The organism is Streptomyces sp. C1-1, from assembly GCF_050214755.1.
Classification (GTDB): Bacteria; Actinomycetota; Actinomycetes; order Streptomycetales; family Streptomycetaceae; genus Streptomyces.
Map to the genome: position 1 here is coordinate 4405067 of NZ_CP189826.1, position 19113 is coordinate 4424179.

The window sequence follows — 19113 nt, forward strand, 5'->3', positions numbered from 1 at the left end:
ACCGGGCGCGCCCTAGGCCTTGGCCGTCCGTACCCGTACGAACGCCGTCTCCAGCCCCCGCTTCAGCACTCTCGCCGTCGGGCGTTCCACCAAGCGGTGGACCAGCCAGCTCAGTGCCAGGAAGGCGACGATGACGGTGGTGACCAGCAGGCGGGCGTCCAGGGTGTCGCGCAGGCGGTTGATGACCGTCGTACCGGCGACGTAGTGCAGGAGATAGAGCGGATACGTGAGGCTGCCCGCCGTCGCGAGCCACTTCCAGCGGAGCCTGTCCGTCGCGCCCAGGGCGATCGCCACCATCGCGAGCAGGAAGCCGGTGAACAGCACGACGCTCCCCCGCCAGCCCGACACGTGCTCGAAGTCGTCGATGCGGACGCCCAGTTGCCGCTGCCCCATCAGCCAGGCCATCGCGAGAATCCCCCACAGCAGCAGGTCCTGGCCGAAGCGGTGCATCAGGTAGAGGGCGAGCCCCGCGATGAAGAACCAGGCGCCCTCGGGGTTCGCCGCGAGCGTCAACGGGTCGAAGTGCGCCACCGGCGCCAGCATCGCCGCCGCGCCCCAGGCGCAGCAGAAGAGGACCACCTTCCTGTACGTCAGCCCCGTGGCGACGACGGCCAGGAAGAGCAGGTAGAAACGCAGCTCGGACCAGAGTGTCCAGTACACCCCGTCGACGCTGTCCACGCCCGAACCGGACTGCAGCATCGTGAGGTTGAGCAGGATGTCGCGCGCCCTCAGGCGTTCCCAGACGCCGGGCAGCGCCACCACCACGGCCGTCGTGAAGACGATGGCGAACCAGTACGCCGGGTAGAGGCGGATCACGCGTGAGACGAAGAACTGGCGTGGGCCGCGGCCCCAGCAGGACATGCAGATCACGAAGCCGCTGATGACGAAGAAGATCTCGACGCCGATCCAGCCGTAGGCCGCGAAGCGGAACACCGTCGGCATCACTTCCGACACCGGCCGGCCCCACACCGCGTTGCCCGGCTGGTCGACCCGGCGGCTGCCGGCGTAGTGGTGCACGGCGACCATCAGCGCGGCGAGGAGGCGGATCCCGTCGACGGCGTACAGGCGCGGGCGTTCGGGGCGGAGCGGGGGTCTGTGACGGTCGACCCGCACCGTTCGCACTTGCTGCGTCGGTCGGTCGACCACCACGGACATCGACGATCACCCCTGTCTGGCTGCTCGGAACGCCCTCACGCTAGGGCGTCACATCCAGCTCGAAGCGGGAGGAAAGGAGCATCCTCGGCGTCGCGTCCCGCAGAGTTCGCCCAGCCTTCACAGGACGAGCGAAAGGGCCCGTACGACCGAAGTCGTACGGGCCCTTTCAGTGCCCTGGCGGGTCAGGTCAGCCCTTGCGGGCCAAGATCACTTGGTGATCTTGATGACCTGGCCGGCGCCGACCGTCCGGCCACCCTCACGGATGGCGAACTTCAGGCCCTCTTCCATGGCGATGGGCTGGATGAGCTCCACCTTCATCTCGGTGTTGTCACCCGGCATGACCATCTCGGTGCCCTCGGGGAGGGTCACGACGCCGGTCACGTCCGTCGTACGGAAGTAGAACTGCGGACGGTAGTTGTTGAAGAACGGCGTGTGGCGGCCACCCTCGTCCTTGGACAGGATGTAGGCCTGCGCCTCGAACTCGGTGTGCGGGGTGACCGAGCCCGGCTTGATGATGACCTGGCCGCGCTCGACGTCCTCGCGCTTGATGCCGCGGAGCAGCAGACCGACGTTCTCACCGGCCTGGCCCTCGTCGAGCAGCTTGCGGAACATCTCGATGCCGGTGACCGTGGTGGTGGTCTTCTCGTTCTTGATGCCGATGATGTCCACGGTCTCGTTGACCTTGAGGACACCACGCTCGATACGGCCGGTGACGACCGTACCGCGACCGGTGATCGTGAAGACGTCCTCGATCGGCATGAGGAACGGCTTGTCGACGTCGCGCTCCGGCTCCGGGATCGCGGTGTCGACGGCGGCCATCAGGTCCAGGACCGACTGGCCCCACTCCTTGTCGCCCTCGAGCGCCTTGAGCGCGGAGACCTTGACGACCGGAACGTCGTCGCCCGGGAACTCGTACTCGGAGAGCAGCTCACGGACCTCGAGCTCGACGAGCTCCAGGATCTCCTCGTCGTCCACCATGTCGGCCTTGTTCAGGGCGACGACGATGTACGGAACGCCGACCTGGCGGGCCAGGAGCACGTGCTCCTTGGTCTGCGGCATCGGGCCGTCGGTGGCGGCGACAACGAGGATGGCGCCGTCCATCTGCGCCGCACCCGTGATCATGTTCTTGATGTAGTCCGCGTGACCGGGGCAGTCGACGTGGGCGTAGTGACGGGTCTCCGTCTGGTACTCGACGTGCGCGATGGAGATGGTGATACCGCGCTGGCGCTCTTCGGGAGCCTTGTCGATCTGGTCGAACGCCGAGGCCTCGTTCAGGTCCGGGAACGCGTCGTGCAGCACCTTGGTAATGGCGGCCGTGAGGGTCGTCTTACCGTGGTCGATGTGACCGATGGTGCCGATGTTGACGTGCGGCTTAGTCCGCTCGAACTTCGCCTTCGCCACTGGGGTCCTCCTGTGGAGTGGTTCTGTACGCCTTACTTCATCGGCGCCAGGTGATCTTTGCTGGATGGCCCGGATCCCCGGGGCATTCCTCCGCTCTTGCGGCGGAATGCCCCGTGAGGCTCCGGAGTCAAGCCTACGGCGTGTGAACGCGGTGCGTTACTCGCCCTTGGCCTTCGCGATGATCTCCTCGGCGACGTTCCGCGGAACCTCGGCGTAGGAGTCGAACTGCATGGAGTAGCTGGCACGGCCGGACGTCTTGCTGCGCAGGTCGCCGACGTAGCCGAACATCTCCGAAAGGGGCACGAGGCCCTTCACGACGCGGGCACCGGCCCGCTCCTCCATGGCCTGGATCTGGCCACGGCGGGAGTTGATGTCGCCGATGACCTCACCCATGTAGTCCTCGGGCGTGGTGACCTCGACGGCCATCATCGGCTCGAGGAGCACGGGGCTGGCCTTGCGCGCGGCCTCCTTGAAGGCCTGCGAGCCGGCGATCTTGAAGGCGAGCTCGGAGGAGTCGACCTCGTGGTAGCCACCGTCGTGCAGGATCACACGGACACCGGTCATCTCGTAACCGGCCAGGATGCCGAACTGCATGGCCTCCTGCGCACCCGCGTCCACCGAAGGGATGTACTCCTTGGGGATACGGCCACCGGTCACCTTGTTGATGAACTCGTACGAGGCGTCGCCGCCCTCGATCGGCTCGATGCCGATCTGGACCTTGGCGAACTGACCCGTACCACCGGTCTGCTTCTTGTGCGTGTAGTCGACGCGCTCGACGGCCTTGCGGATCGTCTCGCGGTACGCGACCTGCGGCTTGCCGACGTTGGCCTCGACCTTGAACTCACGGCGCATACGGTCGACCAGCACCTCGAGGTGCAGCTCGCCCATACCACCGATGATGGTCTGGCCGGTCTCCTCGTCCGAGTGGACCTGGAAGGAGGGGTCCTCCTCCGCGAGACGCTGGATGGCGACACCCAGCTTCTCCTGGTCACCCTTGGACTTGGGCTCGATGGCGACCTGGATGACCGGCGCCGGGAAGTCCATGGACTCCAGGATCACCGGCTGCTTGTCGTCGCACAGCGTCTCACCGGTCGTGGTCTGCTTCAGACCCATGACGGCGATGATGTCGCCGGCGCCCACCGAGTCGATCTCCTCACGCTTGTTCGCGTGCATGCGGTAGATCTTGCCGATGCGCTCCTTCTTGCCCTTGACGGAGTTCAGCACCGAGGTGCCGGACTCCAGGCGGCCCGAGTAGACCCGGACGAAGGTGAGCTTGCCCAGGTGCGGGTCGCTCATGATCTTGAACGCGAGGGCCGACAGCGGCTCGTCCTCGGACGGCTTGCGCTTGACGACCTCCTCCGGGTCGTTGACGGCGTGGCCCTCGATGGCCTCGACGTCGAGCGGGGAGGGGAGGTAGCGCACGACCGCGTCGAGCAGGGGCTGGACGCCCTTGTTCTTGAACGCGGTGCCGCAGAACACCGGGGTGACCGTGGTGTCCGTGGACTTGCCGGAGGCGATGGTGATGCGACGGATCGCGGCGTACAGCTGCTCCTCGGTGGGCTCGGTGCCCTCGAGGTACAGCTCCATGATCTCCTCGTCGTTCTCGGCCACGGCCTCCAGAAGCTTGCCGCGGTACTCCTCGGCAGCCTCGGCGTGCGTGTCCGGGATGTCGACGACGTCGTACATCTCGCCCTTGGTGGCCTCGGCGGACCACACGAGCGCCTTCATGCGGACCAGGTCCACGACGCCCTTGAAGTCGGCCTCGGCACCGATCGGGAGCTGCATGACGATCGGCTGCGCGCCCAGGCGGTCCGAGATCATGTCCACGCAGCGGTGGAACTCGGCGCCCGTGCGGTCGAGCTTGTTGACGAAGCAGATACGCGGAACGCCGTAGCGGTCCGCCTGACGCCACACGGTCTCGGACTGGGGCTCAACACCGGCGACGCCGTCGAACACCGTCACAGCACCGTCGAGCACGCGCAGCGAACGCTCCACCTCGACGGTGAAGTCGACGTGGCCGGGCGTGTCGATGATGTTGATGGTGTGGTCGACGTCTTCCAGCGGCCAGTGACAGGTGGTGGCAGCAGAGGTGATCGTGATGCCACGCTCCTGCTCCTGCTCCATCCAGTCCATGGTGGCAGCGCCGTCGTGGACCTCACCGATCTTGTAAGACACACCGGTGTAGAACAGGATCCGCTCGGTGGTGGTCGTCTTGCCCGCGTCGATGTGGGCCATGATGCCGATGTTGCGCACCTTGGCCAGGTCAAGTGAAGTGGTAGCCATAAGGCTTCGGTCTTCTCTCGGTCTCGATGGGGGTAGCGACTACCAGCGGTAGTGCGCGAAGGCCTTGTTGGACTCGGCCATCTTGTGGGTGTCCTCGCGCTTCTTCACAGCGGCACCGAGGCCGTTGGAGGCGTCGAGAAGCTCGTTGAGCAGACGCTCGGTCATGGTCTTCTCGCGACGGGCGCGGGAGTAACCGACCAGCCAGCGCAGCGCGAGCGTGTTGGCACGACCGGGCTTGACCTCGATCGGAACCTGGTACGTCGCACCACCGACACGGCGGGACTTGACCTCGAGGGTCGGCTTGATGTTCTCCAGTGCGCGCTTCAGCGTGATGATCGGGTCGTTGCCCGTCTTCTCACGCAGACCCTCCATGGCACCGTAGACGATGCGCTCGGCGGTGGAGCGCTTGCCGTTCAGCAGCACCTTGTTGATGAGGGAGGTCACCAGAGGAGAACCGTAGACCGGGTCGATGATGACCGGGCGCTTCGGGGCGGGGCCCTTACGAGGCATTCTTACTTCTCCTTCTTGGCGCCGTAACGGCTGCGAGCCTGCTTGCGGTTCTTGACACCCTGGGTGTCGAGCGAGCCGCGGATGATCTTGTAGCGAACACCCGGCAGGTCCTTCACACGGCCGCCGCGCACGAGCACGATGGAGTGCTCCTGCAGGTTGTGTCCCTCACCCGGAATGTAAGCGGTGACCTCGATCCCGCTGGTCAGACGCACACGCGCGACCTTACGCAGGGCCGAGTTCGGCTTCTTCGGGGTGGTCGTGAACACACGCGTGCAGACGCCGCGACGCTGAGGGGAACCCTCGAGTGCGGGCGTCTTGTTCTTCTCGACCTTGTCCTGCCGGCCCTTACGGACCAGCTGCTGGATCGTAGGCACTACTTCTCCGGTTTCTGTGTGCCGATAGGTACAGCTAACCTGGAACTTCGCCGACCCACGCGGTCGGGTGTGTCGAATCCGGCGGACTCCCGCCGCGAGGCGAAAAGAGCACAGATTACGGTGGCCAGTCTTGACTCGCTATGCGGTTGATGGCACGCACAAGAGCCAGGGCACACCCCAGGCACAAGGTCTGAGCGTACCTACCTCAAACGCTACGGTCAAAACAAATGGGCCTCACCCGCATCGCCATGCGGAGCATGTCAAGACCCTGCACCGTGTTCGATCTTCGATTTCACACCCCGGTCATCCACGGCGGCTACGTCACCGCAGCTCAGGCGCCTCAGGAGCCGGCGAGTGCCGCCGCCATGAGGATCGTGATGATCAGCGCCCATCCGGCGACCGACATCCAGCCCAGCACGAGCCCGGTCATCGCCAGTCCGTCGCCGCGCTCGCCGGTGCGTTGCATCTCACTGCGGGCGGTGTGCCCGAGGATGACCGCGGGCAGCCCGGTGAGTCCGGCGGTCACGACCGTGAGCACGCCACAGATCAGGGAGCCGACCGCCTTGGCGTTCGTGGGCGGCGGGGCCGGCAGGAAAGTGGCGGGCACGGGAGCGACGGGTGGCCTGTTGACCGGTACGGGTCCCTGCGGCAGGTCGGCCACCAGTAGGGCCAGCTCCCCCACCGTCCGCGCCTCGTAGGCCCGCGCGACCCGCCTCTCGAACTCGGAGTGCTGCAGCCGCCCCTCGCCGTACCCGGCTCTGAGCACGTCGACGGCCCGCTCCCGCTCCGCATGGGAGGCGAGCATGGAGGAAGTGGCCTGGGCCTGCCACGGCTGCGGGACACCTTGTCCCGACTGCCACGGCTGCCATGGCGTCGGCTGCGACTGCGACACGGGCGCCTCCCCCCAAAAGCGAATCAACGCCTCCATCATCCTCTAACGCATCGTTTCCGGCACCGGTTCCCGGACGGGGACATCTACTTCCGGCCGTTGCCGGGGCCCGGCAGCCGAAACCCTGCCGATGTGGTGCGGATCGCCCCTGACGGCGGGGCGGGAGCGCGCCGCACGATGCTCCGAGGGGACGCAACGAAGGTGGGGACGATGACGGCAGGCAGAGCCTCATGGGGGCGGTTCCTGGGGTACGGGCTGCTGAGCGGGACGGCCGCCTTCGCCCTGCTGATCCTCGCCGTCGGCCTGCTGCCGGTCGGCGAGGGCTGGACCGGGCTCCTCATGTACCTCGCCCTGGTGGTGCCGCCGACCCTGGCGGCCCGCCGTTTCGCCCCGGCCGCGAAGCGGCCGCCGACCGCCCTCCCCGCGGCACCCGCGAAGAGGCGCCCCACCGCCGCGGAGGCCGCCGAGCGGGCCGTCACGTCGTACGGCGAACTGCTGCGCCTGGAGACCTACCGGCCCGGTCCCGAGGCCGACCCGGACGACCTCGCCGCGTACCGCACCGCCCTGGACGTCTACGACGAGGCGAAGCACAGCGCCCCCGCCCGGGTACCGGAGCTGCTGGAACGCGGCCGGGCGGCCCTGGACCGGCTGGACTCCGCCCGCCTCGCCGGCACGGACATCACCTGGATCCGCGGCACCGGCGACACCCGGGTGCAGGTGCCCGCACCGGGCGACGGCCCCGCACTGCTGCTCTTCGAGACCGACGACCGGCACGGCGGCTTCCGGGTGTACGAGGGCGGCGGCCGGGGCGTCCGCCCACGGGAACTGTTCGGCGTCGCATACGAGGCGTGGAGCCCGGTGTCCGGCAGGGCCCGGGTGCTGGTGCCCGGCCGGCGCGGCGCGCGGTTGCTGCTGGACGTCCGGGCACCGGGCGCGTGGCGGATCGCCCTGCGCCCGGCCGGCGAGATCCGGCGGCTGGAGGAGGAGCTGCGCGGGCGGGGCATCGAGACGGTGCTCAAGGACGAGGGGTGCCGCCTGGTCGAGTTCGAGCACCGCGCCAGGGGCCCGTTCGCCCTGCATGAGCTCACCCGCACCCACCGCACCGGCCGGCTGCTCGCCGAGGGCCACGACAGCGCCCACCTGACGGTGGCGGTACCGGGGTCCCGCCTGACGCTCCGCGTCGACGCGACCGGCGAGTGGAGGCTGCGCACGCCGAAGGGCGGCCACCCCACGGGGTGACCGCCCTTCGGTCGACGTACGCCTTACTGGTTGTACGGACCGTAGTCGTAGTCCTCCAGCGGAACGGCCTGGCCGGAGCCGGTGCCGAACGGCGAGTAGTCGATGTCGTCGTAGCCGACGGCCGAGTACATCGCGGCCTTGGCCTCCTCGGTCGGCTCGACCCGGATGTTGCGGTAGCGGGACAGGCCCGTACCGGCCGGGATGAGCTTACCGATGATGACGTTCTCCTTGAGGCCGATGAGCGAGTCGGACTTGGCGTTGATCGCCGCGTCCGTGAGGACTCGCGTCGTCTCCTGGAAGGACGCCGCCGACAGCCAGGACTCCGTGGCCAGCGAGGCCTTGGTGATACCCATGAGCTGCGGACGACCGGAGGCCGGGTGACCGCCCTCCTGGACCACACGGCGGTTCTCGGTCTCGAACTTCGAGCGCTCGACCAGCTCGCCGGGCAGCAGCTCGGCGTCGCCGGACTCGATGATCGTCACACGGCGCAGCATCTGCCGGATGATGATCTCGATGTGCTTGTCGTGGATCGACACACCCTGCGAGTTGTAGACCTTCTGGACCTCGCCGACCAGGTGGACCTGGACGGCACGCTGGCCCAGGATGCGCAGCACGTCGTGCGGGTTGGTGGCACCCACGGTGAGCTTCTGGCCCACCTCGACGTGCTCGCCCTCGCTGACCAGGAGTCGGGCGCGCTTCGAGATCGGGTACGCCGTCTCGTCGCTGCCGTCGTCCGGCGTGATGACGATCTTCTTGGTCTTCTCCGTCTCTTCGATGCGAACGCGACCGCTCGCCTCGGAGATGGGAGCCACACCCTTCGGGGTACGGGCCTCGAAGAGCTCGACGACACGCGGCAGACCCTGGGTGATGTCGTCACCGGCCACACCACCGGTGTGGAAGGTACGCATCGTCAGCTGGGTACCGGGCTCACCGATGGACTGGGCGGCGATGATGCCGACCGCCTCACCGATGTCGACCAGCTTGCCGGTGGCCAGCGAGCGGCCGTAGCACATGGCGCAGGTGCCGACCTGGGACTCACAGGTCAGGATCGAACGGGTCTTGACCTCCTCGACACCGTGGTGCACCAGCTGGTCGATGAGCACGTCGCCCAGGTCCACGTTGGCCGGCGCGATCACCTTGCCGTCGATGACGACGTCCTCGGCGAGCATGCGGGCGTAGACGCTGGTCTCGACGTCGTCCGCCTTGCGCAGCACACCGTCGGCGCCGCGGTTGGCGATCCGCAGCTTCAGACCGCGCTCGGTGCCGCAGTCCTCCTCGCGGATGATGACGTCCTGCGAGACGTCCACCAGACGACGGGTCAGGTAACCCGAGTCGGCGGTACGCAGGGCGGTGTCCGCCAGACCCTTACGGGCACCGTGCGTGGAGATGAAGTACTCCAGCACGGACAGGCCCTCACGGAAGGACGCCTTGATCGGACGCGGGATGGTCTCGTTCTTCGCGTTCGACACCAGACCACGCATACCGGCGATCTGCCGCATCTGCATCATGTTTCCTCGGGCACCCGAGTCAACCATCATGAAGATGGGGTTCGTCTTGGGGAAGTTCTCGTTCATCGCCTCGGCGACCTCGTTGGTCGCCTTGGTCCAGATCGCGATGAGCTCCTGCGTGCGCTCTTCCTTGGTGATCAGACCGCGCTCGTACTGCTTCTGGACCTTCTCGTCCTGCGCCTCGTAGCCCTTGACGATCTCCTTCTTCGCCTCGGGAACGACGACGTCGGAGATGGCCACGGTGACGCCGGAGCGGGTCGCCCAGTAGAAGCCGGCCGCCTTCAGGTTGTCGAGCGTCGCCGCCACGATGACCTTGGGGTAGCGCTCGGCCAGGTCGTTGACGATCTCGGAGAGCTGCTTCTTGCCCACCGAGTAGTCGACGAACGGGTAGTCCTCGGGCAGCAGCTCGTTGAAGAGCGCGCGGCCCAGGGTGGTGCGCAGGCGGAACGTGTCCCCCTGCTGCCACTCCGGCTCGCCCTCCTCCTGCGCCGGCGGGGTCCAGCCGCGCGGCGGGATGGTGCCCACCGGGAAGCGGATGTCGACCGCGGACTGCAGCGCGAGCTCACCGGCGTCGAACGCCATGATCGCCTCGGCCGTGGAGCCGAAGGACCGGCCCTCGCCCTTGGTGTCACGCAGCTCGCCGTCGGTGGTGAGGAAGAACAGACCGAGGACCATGTCCTGGGTCGGCATCGTCACCGGACGGCCGTCGGCGGGCTTGAGGATGTTGTTCGAGGACAGCATCAGGATGCGGGCCTCGGCCTGCGCCTCCGCGGACAGCGGCAGGTGCACGGCCATCTGGTCACCGTCGAAGTCCGCGTTGAACGCGGTGCACACGAGCGGGTGGATCTGGATGGCCTTGCCCTCGACCAGCTGCGGCTCGAAGGCCTGGATGCCGAGGCGGTGCAGGGTGGGAGCACGGTTCAGCAGAACCGGGTGCTCGGCGATGACCTCTTCGAGGACGTCGTACACGACCGTGCGGCCGCGCTCCACCATGCGCTTGGCGCTCTTGATGTTCTGCGCGTGGTTCAGGTCGACCAGGCGCTTCATCACGAACGGCTTGAAGAGCTCCAGCGCCATCGCCTTCGGCAGACCGCACTGGTGCAGCTTCAGCTGCGGACCGACGACGATCACGGAACGCGCGGAGTAGTCCACACGCTTGCCGAGCAGGTTCTGACGGAATCGACCCTGCTTACCCTTCAGCATGTCGCTGAGGGACTTCAGCGGGCGGTTACCGGGACCGGTCACCGGACGGCCGCGACGACCGTTGTCGAAGAGGGCGTCCACGGCCTCCTGAAGCATGCGCTTCTCGTTGTTCACGATGATCTCGGGCGCACCGAGGTCGAGAAGGCGCTTCAGGCGGTTGTTGCGGTTGATCACACGGCGGTACAGGTCGTTCAGGTCGGAGGTCGCGAAGCGGCCACCGTCCAGCTGCACCATCGGGCGAAGGTCCGGCGGGATGACCGGCACGCAGTCCAGAACCATGCCCTTGGGACTGTTGCTGGTCTGCAGGAACGCGGAGACGACCTTCAGGCGCTTGAGCGCACGGGTCTTCTTCTGGCCCTTGCCGGTGCGGATGATCTCGCGGAGCTTCTCGGCCTCCTCGTCGAGGTCGAAGGACTCCAGGCGCTTCTGCAGCGCCGCGGCACCCATCGAACCGTCGAAGTACGTGCCGAAGCGGTCACGCAGCTCGCGGTAGAGGAGCTCGTCGCCCTCGAGGTCCTGGACCTTGAGGTTCTTGAAGCGGGTCCACACCTCGTCGAGGCGGTCGATCTCGCGCTGCGAACGGTCGCGCAGCTGCTTCATCTCACGCTCGGCACCCTCGCGCACCTTGCGGCGCACGTCGGCCTTGGCGCCCTCGGCCTCCAGCTCGGCCAGGTCGGACTCGAGCTTCTTGGCGCGGGCCTCCAGGTCGGCGTCCCGGCGGTTCTCGACCTGCTGCCGCTCGACCGAGACGTGCGCCTCCAGGGAGGGCAGGTCGCGGGTACGGCGCTCCTCGTCGACGTACGTGATCATGTACGCCGCGAAGTAGATGACCTTCTCCAGGTCCTTCGGGGCCAGGTCGAGCAGGTAGCCCAGGCGCGACGGGACGCCCTTGAAGTACCAGATGTGCGTGACGGGGGCGGCCAGTTCGATGTGGCCCATCCGCTCACGGCGCACCTTGGCGCGAGTCACCTCGACGCCGCAGCGCTCACAGATGATGCCCTTGAACCGGACACGCTTGTACTTGCCGCAGTAGCACTCCCAGTCCCGGGTCGGACCGAAGATCTTCTCGCAGAAGAGTCCGTCCTTTTCGGGCTTGAGGGTGCGGTAGTTGATGGTCTCGGGCTTCTTGACCTCGCCGTGGCTCCACTGACGGATGTCGTCAGCGGTGGCCAGACCGATCCGGAGCTCATCGAAGAAGTTGACGTCGAGCACTATGCGTCAATCCCTCTCAGGGTTGTAAGTCTTGGGGTCTGAAACGGGGGTCCTGGGGCCGGCCGGAGGTTCCTCACCAGTTCCTCCGGCCGGACTCCCGTCAGACCTCTTCGACGCTGCTCGGCTCGCGCCGGGACAGGTCGATGCCGAGCTCCTCCGCAGCGCGGAAGACGTCCTCGTCGGTGTCACGCATCTCGATGGACATACCGTCGCTGGACAGCACCTCCACGTTCAGGCAGAGCGACTGCATCTCCTTGATGAGCACCTTGAAGGACTCGGGGATGCCGGGCTCGGGGATGTTCTCGCCCTTGACGATGGCCTCGTAGACCTTCACACGACCGGTGACGTCGTCGGACTTGATGGTCAGCAGCTCCTGGAGGGCGTACGCGGCGCCGTAGGCCTCGAGGGCCCACACCTCCATCTCACCGAAGCGCTGGCCACCGAACTGCGCCTTACCACCCAGCGGCTGCTGGGTGATCATCGAGTACGGGCCGGTCGAACGGGCGTGCAGCTTGTCGTCGACCAGGTGGTGCAGCTTGAGGATGTACATGTACCCGATGGAGATCGGGTCCGGGAACGGCTCACCGGAGCGGCCGTCGAACAGCCTCGCCTTGCCGGTCGGCTGCACCATGCGCTCGCCGTCGCGGTTCGGGATGGTGTGCTGCAGCAGACCCGCGAGCTCGTCCTCGCGCGCACCGTCGAAGACGGGGGTCGCGACGTTCGTGCCCGGGTCGACCTGGTCGGCGCCGATCGCCTGGAGGCGCTGCGCCCACTCCTCGCCGAGGCCGGAGACGTCCCAGCCGCGGCTGGCGAGCCAGCCGAGGTGGATCTCCAGGACCTGTCCCGGGTTCATTCGGGACGGCACACCCAGCGGGTTCAGGATGATGTCGACGGGGGTGCCGTCCTCCAGGAACGGCATGTCCTCGATCGGCAGGATCTTGGAGATGACGCCCTTGTTGCCGTGGCGGCCGGCGAGCTTGTCACCGTCGGTGATCTTGCGCTTCTGCGCGACGTAGACGCGCACCAGCTGGTTCACACCGGGGGGAAGCTCGTCGCCCTCCTCGCGGTCGAAGACGCGGACGCCGATGACCTTGCCGGTCTCGCCGTGCGGCACCTTCAGCGAGGTGTCACGGACCTCACGGGCCTTCTCACCGAAGATCGCGCGCAGCAGGCGCTCCTCCGGCGTCAGCTCGGTCTCACCCTTCGGGGTGACCTTGCCGACGAGGATGTCACCGGCGATGACCTCGGCGCCGATGCGGATGATGCCGCGCTCGTCGAGGTCGGCGAGGACCTCCTCGGAGACGTTCGGGATGTCCCGGGTGATCTCCTCGGGGCCGAGCTTGGTGTCACGGGCGTCGACCTCGTGCTCCTCGATGTGGATCGAGGAGAGGACGTCGTCCTGCACGAGGCGCTGCGACAGGATGATCGCGTCCTCGTAGTTGTGACCCTCCCACGGCATGAACGCGACCAGCAGGTTCTTGCCGAGGGCCATCTCGCCGTTCTGGGTGGCGGGACCGTCGGCGAGGACCTGGCCGGTGATGATCCGGTCGCCCTCGTTGACGATGACCTTCTGGTTGACCGAGGTGCCCTGGTTGGAGCGCGAGAACTTGGCCAGGCGGTACGTGATGTACGTGCCGTCGTCGTTGGCGGTGGTGATGTAGTCCGCGGAGACCTCCTGGACCACACCGTCCTTCTCGGCCTTGACCACGTCACCGGCGTCGACGGCGGAGCGGTACTCCATGCCGGTGCCGACGAGCGGGGCCTCGCTCTTGATCAGCGGCACGGCCTGACGCATCATGTTCGCGCCCATGAGGGCACGGTTGGCGTCGTCGTGCTCGAGGAACGGGATCATGGCGGTCGCGACCGACACCATCTGGCGCGGCGAGACGTCCATGTAGTCGACGTCGTCGCCGGGGACGTAGTCGACCTCTCCGCCACGACGGCGGACCAGGACCCGGGACTCCTCGAACCGCATGTCGTCGTTGAGCGTGGCGTTGGCCTGCGCGATGACGAAGCGGTCCTCCTCGTCGGCGGTCAGGTAGTCCACCTCGTCGGTGACCTGGCCGTCGATGACCTTGCGGTACGGGGTCTCGACGAAGCCGAACGCGTTGACCCGGCCGTAGGAGGCGAGCGAGCCGATCAGACCGATGTTCGGGCCTTCGGGGGTCTCGATCGGGCACATGCGGCCGTAGTGCGAGGGGTGCACGTCACGGACCTCGAAGCCGGCCCGCTCACGGGAGAGACCACCCGGGCCAAGGGCCGACAGACGGCGCTTGTGGGTGAGACCCGACAGCGGGTTGTTCTGGTCCATGAACTGCGACAGCTGGCTGGTGCCGAAGAACTCCTTGATGGAGGCGACGACCGGCCGGATGTTGATCAGGGTCTGCGGCGTGATCGCCTCGACGTCCTGGGTCGTCATGCGCTCACGCACGACGCGCTCCATACGGGCCAGACCCGTGCGGACCTGGTTCTGGATGAGCTCGCCGACGCTGCGCAGGCGACGGTTGCCGAAGTGGTCGATGTCGTCGGTCTCGACGACGATCGTCTGACCGTTGTCCCCGACCGTCTCGGTCTCGCCGGCGTGCAGCTTCACCAGGTACTTGATCGTCGAGATGATGTCCTCGACGGTCAGGATGCCGGCGTCCAGCGGAGCGTCCGCGGCCAGCTTCTTGTTGACCTTGTAGCGGCCGACCTTGGCGAGGTCGTAGCGCTTGGGGTTGAAGTAGAGGTTCTCGAGCAGCGTCTGCGCGGCCTCACGCGTGGGGGGCTCGCCCGGACGCAGCTTGCGGTAGATGTCGAGCAGCGCGTCGTCCTGGCCCTGGGTGTGGTCCTTCTCCAGGGTGGCGCGCATCGACTCGTACTCGCCGAACTCCTCGAGGATCTGCTCGGTGGTCCAGCCGAGCGCCTTCAGAAGGACGGTGACGGACTGCTTGCGCTTGCGGTCGATACGGACACCGACCATGTCGCGCTTGTCGATCTCCATCTCCAGCCAGGCACCCCGGGACGGGATGATCTTGGCCGAGAAGATGTCCTTGTCGGACGTCTTGTCGATGGAGGAGTCGAAGTAGACGCCGGGCGAGCGGACCAGCTGCGACACCACGACACGCTCGGTGCCGTTGATGACGAAGGTGCCCTTGTTGGTCATGAGCGGGAAGTCGCCCATGAAGACCGTCTGGGACTTGATCTCGCCGGTCTCGTTGTTGGTGAACTCCGCCGTCACGAAGAGCGGGGCGGCGTACGTGAAGTCGCGCTCCTTGCACTCGTCGATGCTGTTCTTCGGCGGCTCGAAGCGGTGGTCGCGGAACGTCAGCGACATCGACCCGGAGAAGTCCTCGATCGGGGAGATCTCCTCGAAGATCTCCTCCAGACCGGACTTGGTGGGGACGTCCTGACCGGACTCCAGAGCCTCCTCGACCCGACTCTGCCAAGCGGTGTTGCCGAGCAGCCAGTCAAAGCTCTCGGTCTGCAGCGCGAGCAGGTTGGGAACCTCGAGGGGCTCCTTGATCTTTGCAAAGGAGATGCGCAGCGGGGCGGTGCTGGCGCCGTTGTTCATATTCGCGTTCGAGGCAGTGCGCGAGGCGGCCAAGAGGGGGTCCTTCCGAGGGCTCGGACTCACTACGCGCTCCCCGGCCCCTCACCCCACACAGGCGACAGAAATCCCAGGTCAGGGATGATCCGGTCGTATGTGCCGAGGCGAGGGCAGACCCCTGGTGACGGGCAGGGGACAGCTAACAGGCAGCGCAAAGGGTCAGTGTAGCCACTTGGCGCACTGATGTCCAGCCCCGATTTTCTGAGACCCTCGTTGTCCTCAACGCCCTCGGCATGCCTGCCCTCAACGCACGTTGATACTGCCCTCTTCGTCACCGATCCATGCCTCGGATTCGGACCGTTCTGGCGACGCGTCCTGAGAATTGCGCGCTGCGTGCGGTTCGTCAAGGCCCCCTAGCCCGAACCGGGGCCGCCGGGAGACACGACGAAGATCACCATACCCCTCGCTTACGAGGCCGCAAGGCAACCGTGGCCACGCCTCCAGGAACGCCGAAGAGCGACCACCCGGATGGATGATCGCTCTTCAGTGCTTACGCGTTACAGCCCTGGGGACTGTGAGAGGTCTTACTTGACCTCGACCGAGGCGCCGGCGCCCTTGAGGGACTCGGCGGCCTTCTCGGCGGCGTCCTTGGCGACCTTCTCGAGAACGGGCTTCGGGGCGCCGTCCACGAGGTCCTTGGCCTCCTTCAGACCCAGGGAGGTCAGCTCACGCACGACCTTGATGACCTGGATCTTCTTGTCGCCGGCACCCGTGAGGATGACGTCGAACTCGTCCTTCTCCTCCTCGACCGGGGCGGCGGCGGCCGGACCGGCCGGACCGGCGACGGCGACCGCGGCGGCGGCGGTGACGTCGAACTTCTCCTCGAACGCCTTCACGAACTCGGAGAGCTGGATGAGGGTCATGCCCTCGAACTCGGCGAGCAGTTCGTCCTGGGTGAGAGCCACGATGGCTTTCCTTCCACTAATTTCGGCTGGTGCCGGATGTACATGTGTGGCGGGCGTACGTTCGGCCCGCTGCGACCCACGCCTCAGGCGGCGCGGATCAATGCGCGAGCCGAGTTACTCGGCACCGCCCTGCTCGTCCTGCTTGGCGCGAAGCGCGTCCACGGTGCGGACGAGCTTCGACGGGAGCGCCTGGAAGACCTGAGCAGCCTGCGTCTGCTTGCCCTTCAGGGCGCCCGCCAGCTTGGCGAGCAGAACCTCGCGGGACTCGAGGTCCGCAAGCTTCTTGATCTCGTCGGCGGACATCGCCTTGCCGTCAAGGACACCGCCCTTGATGACGAGGTTCGGGTTGTCCTTGGCGAAGTCACGAAGACCCTTCGCCGACTCCACCGGGTCACCGGTGACGAAGGCGACCGCCGTCGGACCGTTGAACAGGTCGTCGAGCGTCGTGATCCCGGCCTCGTTGGCCGCAATCTTGGTCAGCGTGTTCTTCACCACGGCGTACTGGGCGTTCTCACCGAGCGAACGACGCAGCGTCTTGAGCTGCGCCACGGTGAGACCCCGGTACTCGGTCAGCACGGCGGCGTTCGAGCTGCGGAACTGCTCCGTCAGCTCGGCTACCGCGGCAGCCTTGTCGGGCCTTGCCATAGAGCGTCGGCCTCCTTCCGGGTGATGGGACCGCTCGGAAGGGGCTGGGAAAACGAAACGCCCCGGCGCAGGCGCACGGGGCGTAGCTCGACCGGAAATCCCCTTGGACAGGGGCGCACCGGGAGCACTTCCACAGTCACCTGCGCGGGTCGTCCGCGGTTCAGCGGATCCTTCGGCCACCGGGCCCTCTCACGAGCGCACGGCAACGACCAGCGGTCTTTGGCTTCTGTAGGAGAGTACGGGACCCGGTCGCCGTCAGGCAAATCCGCCCGTACGGCTCAGCCCTGGAGGCCCTTCATCATCTCGGCGAGGTCGGCGGTGTCCTTGGCCGGCGGGGCCGTGACCTTCACCGGCTTGTTGAAGTCGAGGAAGGTGATCGTCAGGTCGAGGGGACCCTTGTCGGCGTCCCCGCGCATCCGGAACTGCTTGGTGTGGTCCTGTCCGTCGACCCACATGTCCATGGTGAGCGCGTCCACGCCCATCTTCGTGTACTGGTCGAGCGCCTTCTCCCGCTGCTCCCGTACGGTCCTGCTCTCGTCCTTGAGGGAGGCCTTGATGGCGTCGACGGTGACCGTGCCCCGGTAGTGGGTGGTCTTCACCCCGTCGACGGTCTCGGTGCCGACCTTCCGCACGTCCTTGGAGCCGGTGAGGAAGGTGGAGTCGGCAGCCGGGTTCTGGTCGGCCTGGCCGGCGCCCAGCTGCTGGGTGTTCAGTTCCTTGTCGGCGCCGAGCGCGGACATGTCGAACTTGATCCAGCTCTTGCCGTCCATCTCCTTGGTCATGTCGGCGTTCCCGCCGACGTACATGGCCTTGCCGACGACGCGGATCTCCACCGGACCGGAGGTGGACTGGTCCTGGGCCGTCATCTTCATGCTCATGGCCAGCGGCTTCATGCTCATGGCCGCCTCGCCGGAGATCCGGCCCTCCCCCGGCACCTTGCCGGTCATCCGGTAGTGCATGGACGTGATGTCCTGGGTGTTCTTCGCGGCCTTGGCGACGGCCGCCGCGGGTGTCATGGCCGGCGACTGCTCGGAGCCGCCCTTCTGACAGCCGACGGCGCCCCCGGCGAGCAGCAGCGCCACGAGCCCCGCCCCCGTCGCCCCACGGCGCACCGAACCACGTACAGAAGTCCTCATCGTTTCCCCCCACGGAACGCATGGCTGATACACAGACTGTCGGCGATCCTAACTCCAAGAGACGGCAAAGGCTCCTGAATTCCCAAGGGCCCCAGAGGACCCGGGCGCATGGGAGCTGCCCCTCAGGAACTGCTTCCCTACCCTGGAGAGGTGTCGCCGCCCGGGGTCAGGACCTGGTTCCTCAGCAGGTCCTTGACGTCCTCGGTGTCGCTCGCGGGGGGCTCGGCGGCGGAGACCTTCGCCCCGTAGTCGCCGTAGTACGCGGTCTGCGTGTACCGCCCGGCCGACGTCGTGCCCTTCTCGACCTTCTTGACCAGCAGGTCCCGGTCGTTGACCCAGATGTCCACGGTCTCGGTGCTGACACCGGCCTGGGCGAGCTGTTTCCTCAGGGCCGTGGAGGCCAGGTCGGCGACGTGCACCGTGCCCGCGTAGTGCGTGGTGCGCTCGCCCCGCACCGTCTCCACTCCGACCTTCTCGACCCCGCCGGAGGCCAGCAGGAGTTTCACCGACTGGTTGGGGGTGGTGGCCCGCATCTGGTTCCTGAGGTCGGCTCCGGAAGCGCCGCCGAGATCGGCGAGATCCGCGTACCGGTAACGGATCCAGTGCCTGCCGCCCGCCCGCTCGGCGAACTTCTCGCCCATCCGCGCGTAGTAGGCGTCGGGCAGGTAGCGGGCCTCCATGGAGGTGGTGCCCAGCCGACGCATCAGGTCGGCCGTCGTGCCGCTGGTGTAGGTGATGGTGACGGTGCCCGTCGTGCCGTCGCGCCAGCCGAGGACGCCGTCCGCCGTCATGGACAGAGCGGAGCCCATGGTGGTCGTGGAGCGGACCCGGGCGGAGTCCGCGCGGTCGGTGGAGCTCTCGGCCGCGCGCAGGGCCGTGGCGACGGCGGGGTGGGTGGTGACCTTGCCGGAGGCCCTGCCGCCCCGGTCCGTGTCACCGGGGGCGTCGGAGGAGGTGCAGCCGGCGGCTCCCGTGAGCGCGGCCACCACCGCGATCGCGACGGTCCCACGGCACACGGTCGTGCCCTTCATACGCCCCCACCCCCAGGAGATTGCTGTGCTCGC

13 protein-coding genes are annotated in these 19113 nt (G+C 67.1%); 1 reads left to right on the forward strand and 12 read right to left on the reverse strand.

Going from position 1 to position 19113, the window contains the following annotated elements:
- Window positions 1-12: 12 nt before the first annotated feature.
- From ACQF4J_RS20005 to ACQF4J_RS20030, 6 genes are all read right to left on the reverse strand, one after another.
- Window positions 13-1155, reverse strand: a complete 1143-nt coding sequence (locus ACQF4J_RS20005; protein WP_427166369.1) for an acyltransferase family protein — start codon at window positions 1153-1155, stop codon at window positions 13-15.
- 207 nt (window positions 1156-1362) lie between these two features.
- Window positions 1363-2556 (reverse strand): elongation factor Tu, encoded by a 1194-nt coding sequence (gene tuf / locus ACQF4J_RS20010; protein ID WP_351562768.1) that lies wholly within the window; start codon window positions 2554-2556, stop codon window positions 1363-1365.
- Between the two features lie 156 nt (window positions 2557-2712).
- A complete protein-coding gene (gene fusA, locus ACQF4J_RS20015) occupies window positions 2713-4839 on the reverse strand; it encodes an elongation factor G (protein WP_351562770.1) in 2127 nt (708 codons plus the stop codon).
- 39 nt (window positions 4840-4878) lie between these two features.
- Window positions 4879-5349, reverse strand: coding sequence for a 30S ribosomal protein S7 (gene rpsG, locus ACQF4J_RS20020; RefSeq protein ID WP_003992340.1), 471 nt, complete (start codon window positions 5347-5349; stop codon window positions 4879-4881).
- Window positions 5350-5351: 2 nt separating this feature from the next.
- Complete coding sequence (rpsL, locus tag ACQF4J_RS20025; RefSeq protein ID WP_003948652.1) at window positions 5352-5723, reverse strand: 30S ribosomal protein S12; 372 nt, start codon at window positions 5721-5723, stop codon at window positions 5352-5354.
- 340 nt (window positions 5724-6063) lie between these two features.
- On the reverse strand, window positions 6064-6615 hold the full coding sequence (locus tag ACQF4J_RS20030; RefSeq protein WP_427166372.1) for a DUF1707 and DUF4190 domain-containing protein: 552 nt from the start codon (window positions 6613-6615) through the stop codon (window positions 6064-6066).
- 207 nt (window positions 6616-6822) lie between these two features.
- Between ACQF4J_RS20030 and ACQF4J_RS20035 the strand changes: the two genes are divergently transcribed.
- Window positions 6823-7851: a hypothetical protein gene (locus tag ACQF4J_RS20035; protein ID WP_427166374.1), complete on the forward strand. Its 1029-nt coding sequence runs from the start codon at window positions 6823-6825 to the stop codon at window positions 7849-7851.
- A 23-nt stretch (window positions 7852-7874) separates the two neighbouring features.
- Here the strand turns inward: ACQF4J_RS20035 and ACQF4J_RS20040 are convergent, their stop codons facing one another.
- The 6 genes from ACQF4J_RS20040 to ACQF4J_RS20065 all read right to left on the reverse strand — a co-directional run bounded on the left by ACQF4J_RS20040 (window position 7875) and on the right by ACQF4J_RS20065 (window position 19080).
- Window positions 7875-11774, reverse strand: a complete 3900-nt coding sequence (locus ACQF4J_RS20040) for a DNA-directed RNA polymerase subunit beta' (RefSeq protein WP_351562774.1) — start codon at window positions 11772-11774, stop codon at window positions 7875-7877.
- Window positions 11775-11874: 100 nt separating this feature from the next.
- The gene (rpoB, locus tag ACQF4J_RS20045) at window positions 11875-15360 is read right to left on the reverse strand and encodes a DNA-directed RNA polymerase subunit beta (RefSeq protein ID WP_142141932.1); all 3486 of its coding nucleotides are present in this window, start codon (window positions 15358-15360) and stop codon (window positions 11875-11877) included.
- Window positions 15361-15887: 527 nt separating this feature from the next.
- Complete coding sequence (gene rplL, locus ACQF4J_RS20050; RefSeq protein WP_093499670.1) at window positions 15888-16271, reverse strand: 50S ribosomal protein L7/L12; 384 nt, start codon at window positions 16269-16271, stop codon at window positions 15888-15890.
- A 111-nt stretch (window positions 16272-16382) separates the two neighbouring features.
- Complete coding sequence (gene rplJ, locus ACQF4J_RS20055; protein WP_058923775.1) at window positions 16383-16913, reverse strand: 50S ribosomal protein L10; 531 nt, start codon at window positions 16911-16913, stop codon at window positions 16383-16385.
- A gap of 278 nt (window positions 16914-17191) precedes the next feature.
- Entirely contained in the window at window positions 17192-18049 is an 858-nt protein-coding gene (locus tag ACQF4J_RS20060; RefSeq protein ID WP_351562777.1) for a DUF1396 domain-containing protein, read from the reverse strand.
- A 137-nt stretch (window positions 18050-18186) separates the two neighbouring features.
- Window positions 18187-19080, reverse strand: coding sequence for a hypothetical protein (locus ACQF4J_RS20065; RefSeq protein WP_351562779.1), 894 nt, complete (start codon window positions 19078-19080; stop codon window positions 18187-18189).
- Between the last annotated feature and the right edge of the window lie 33 nt (window positions 19081-19113).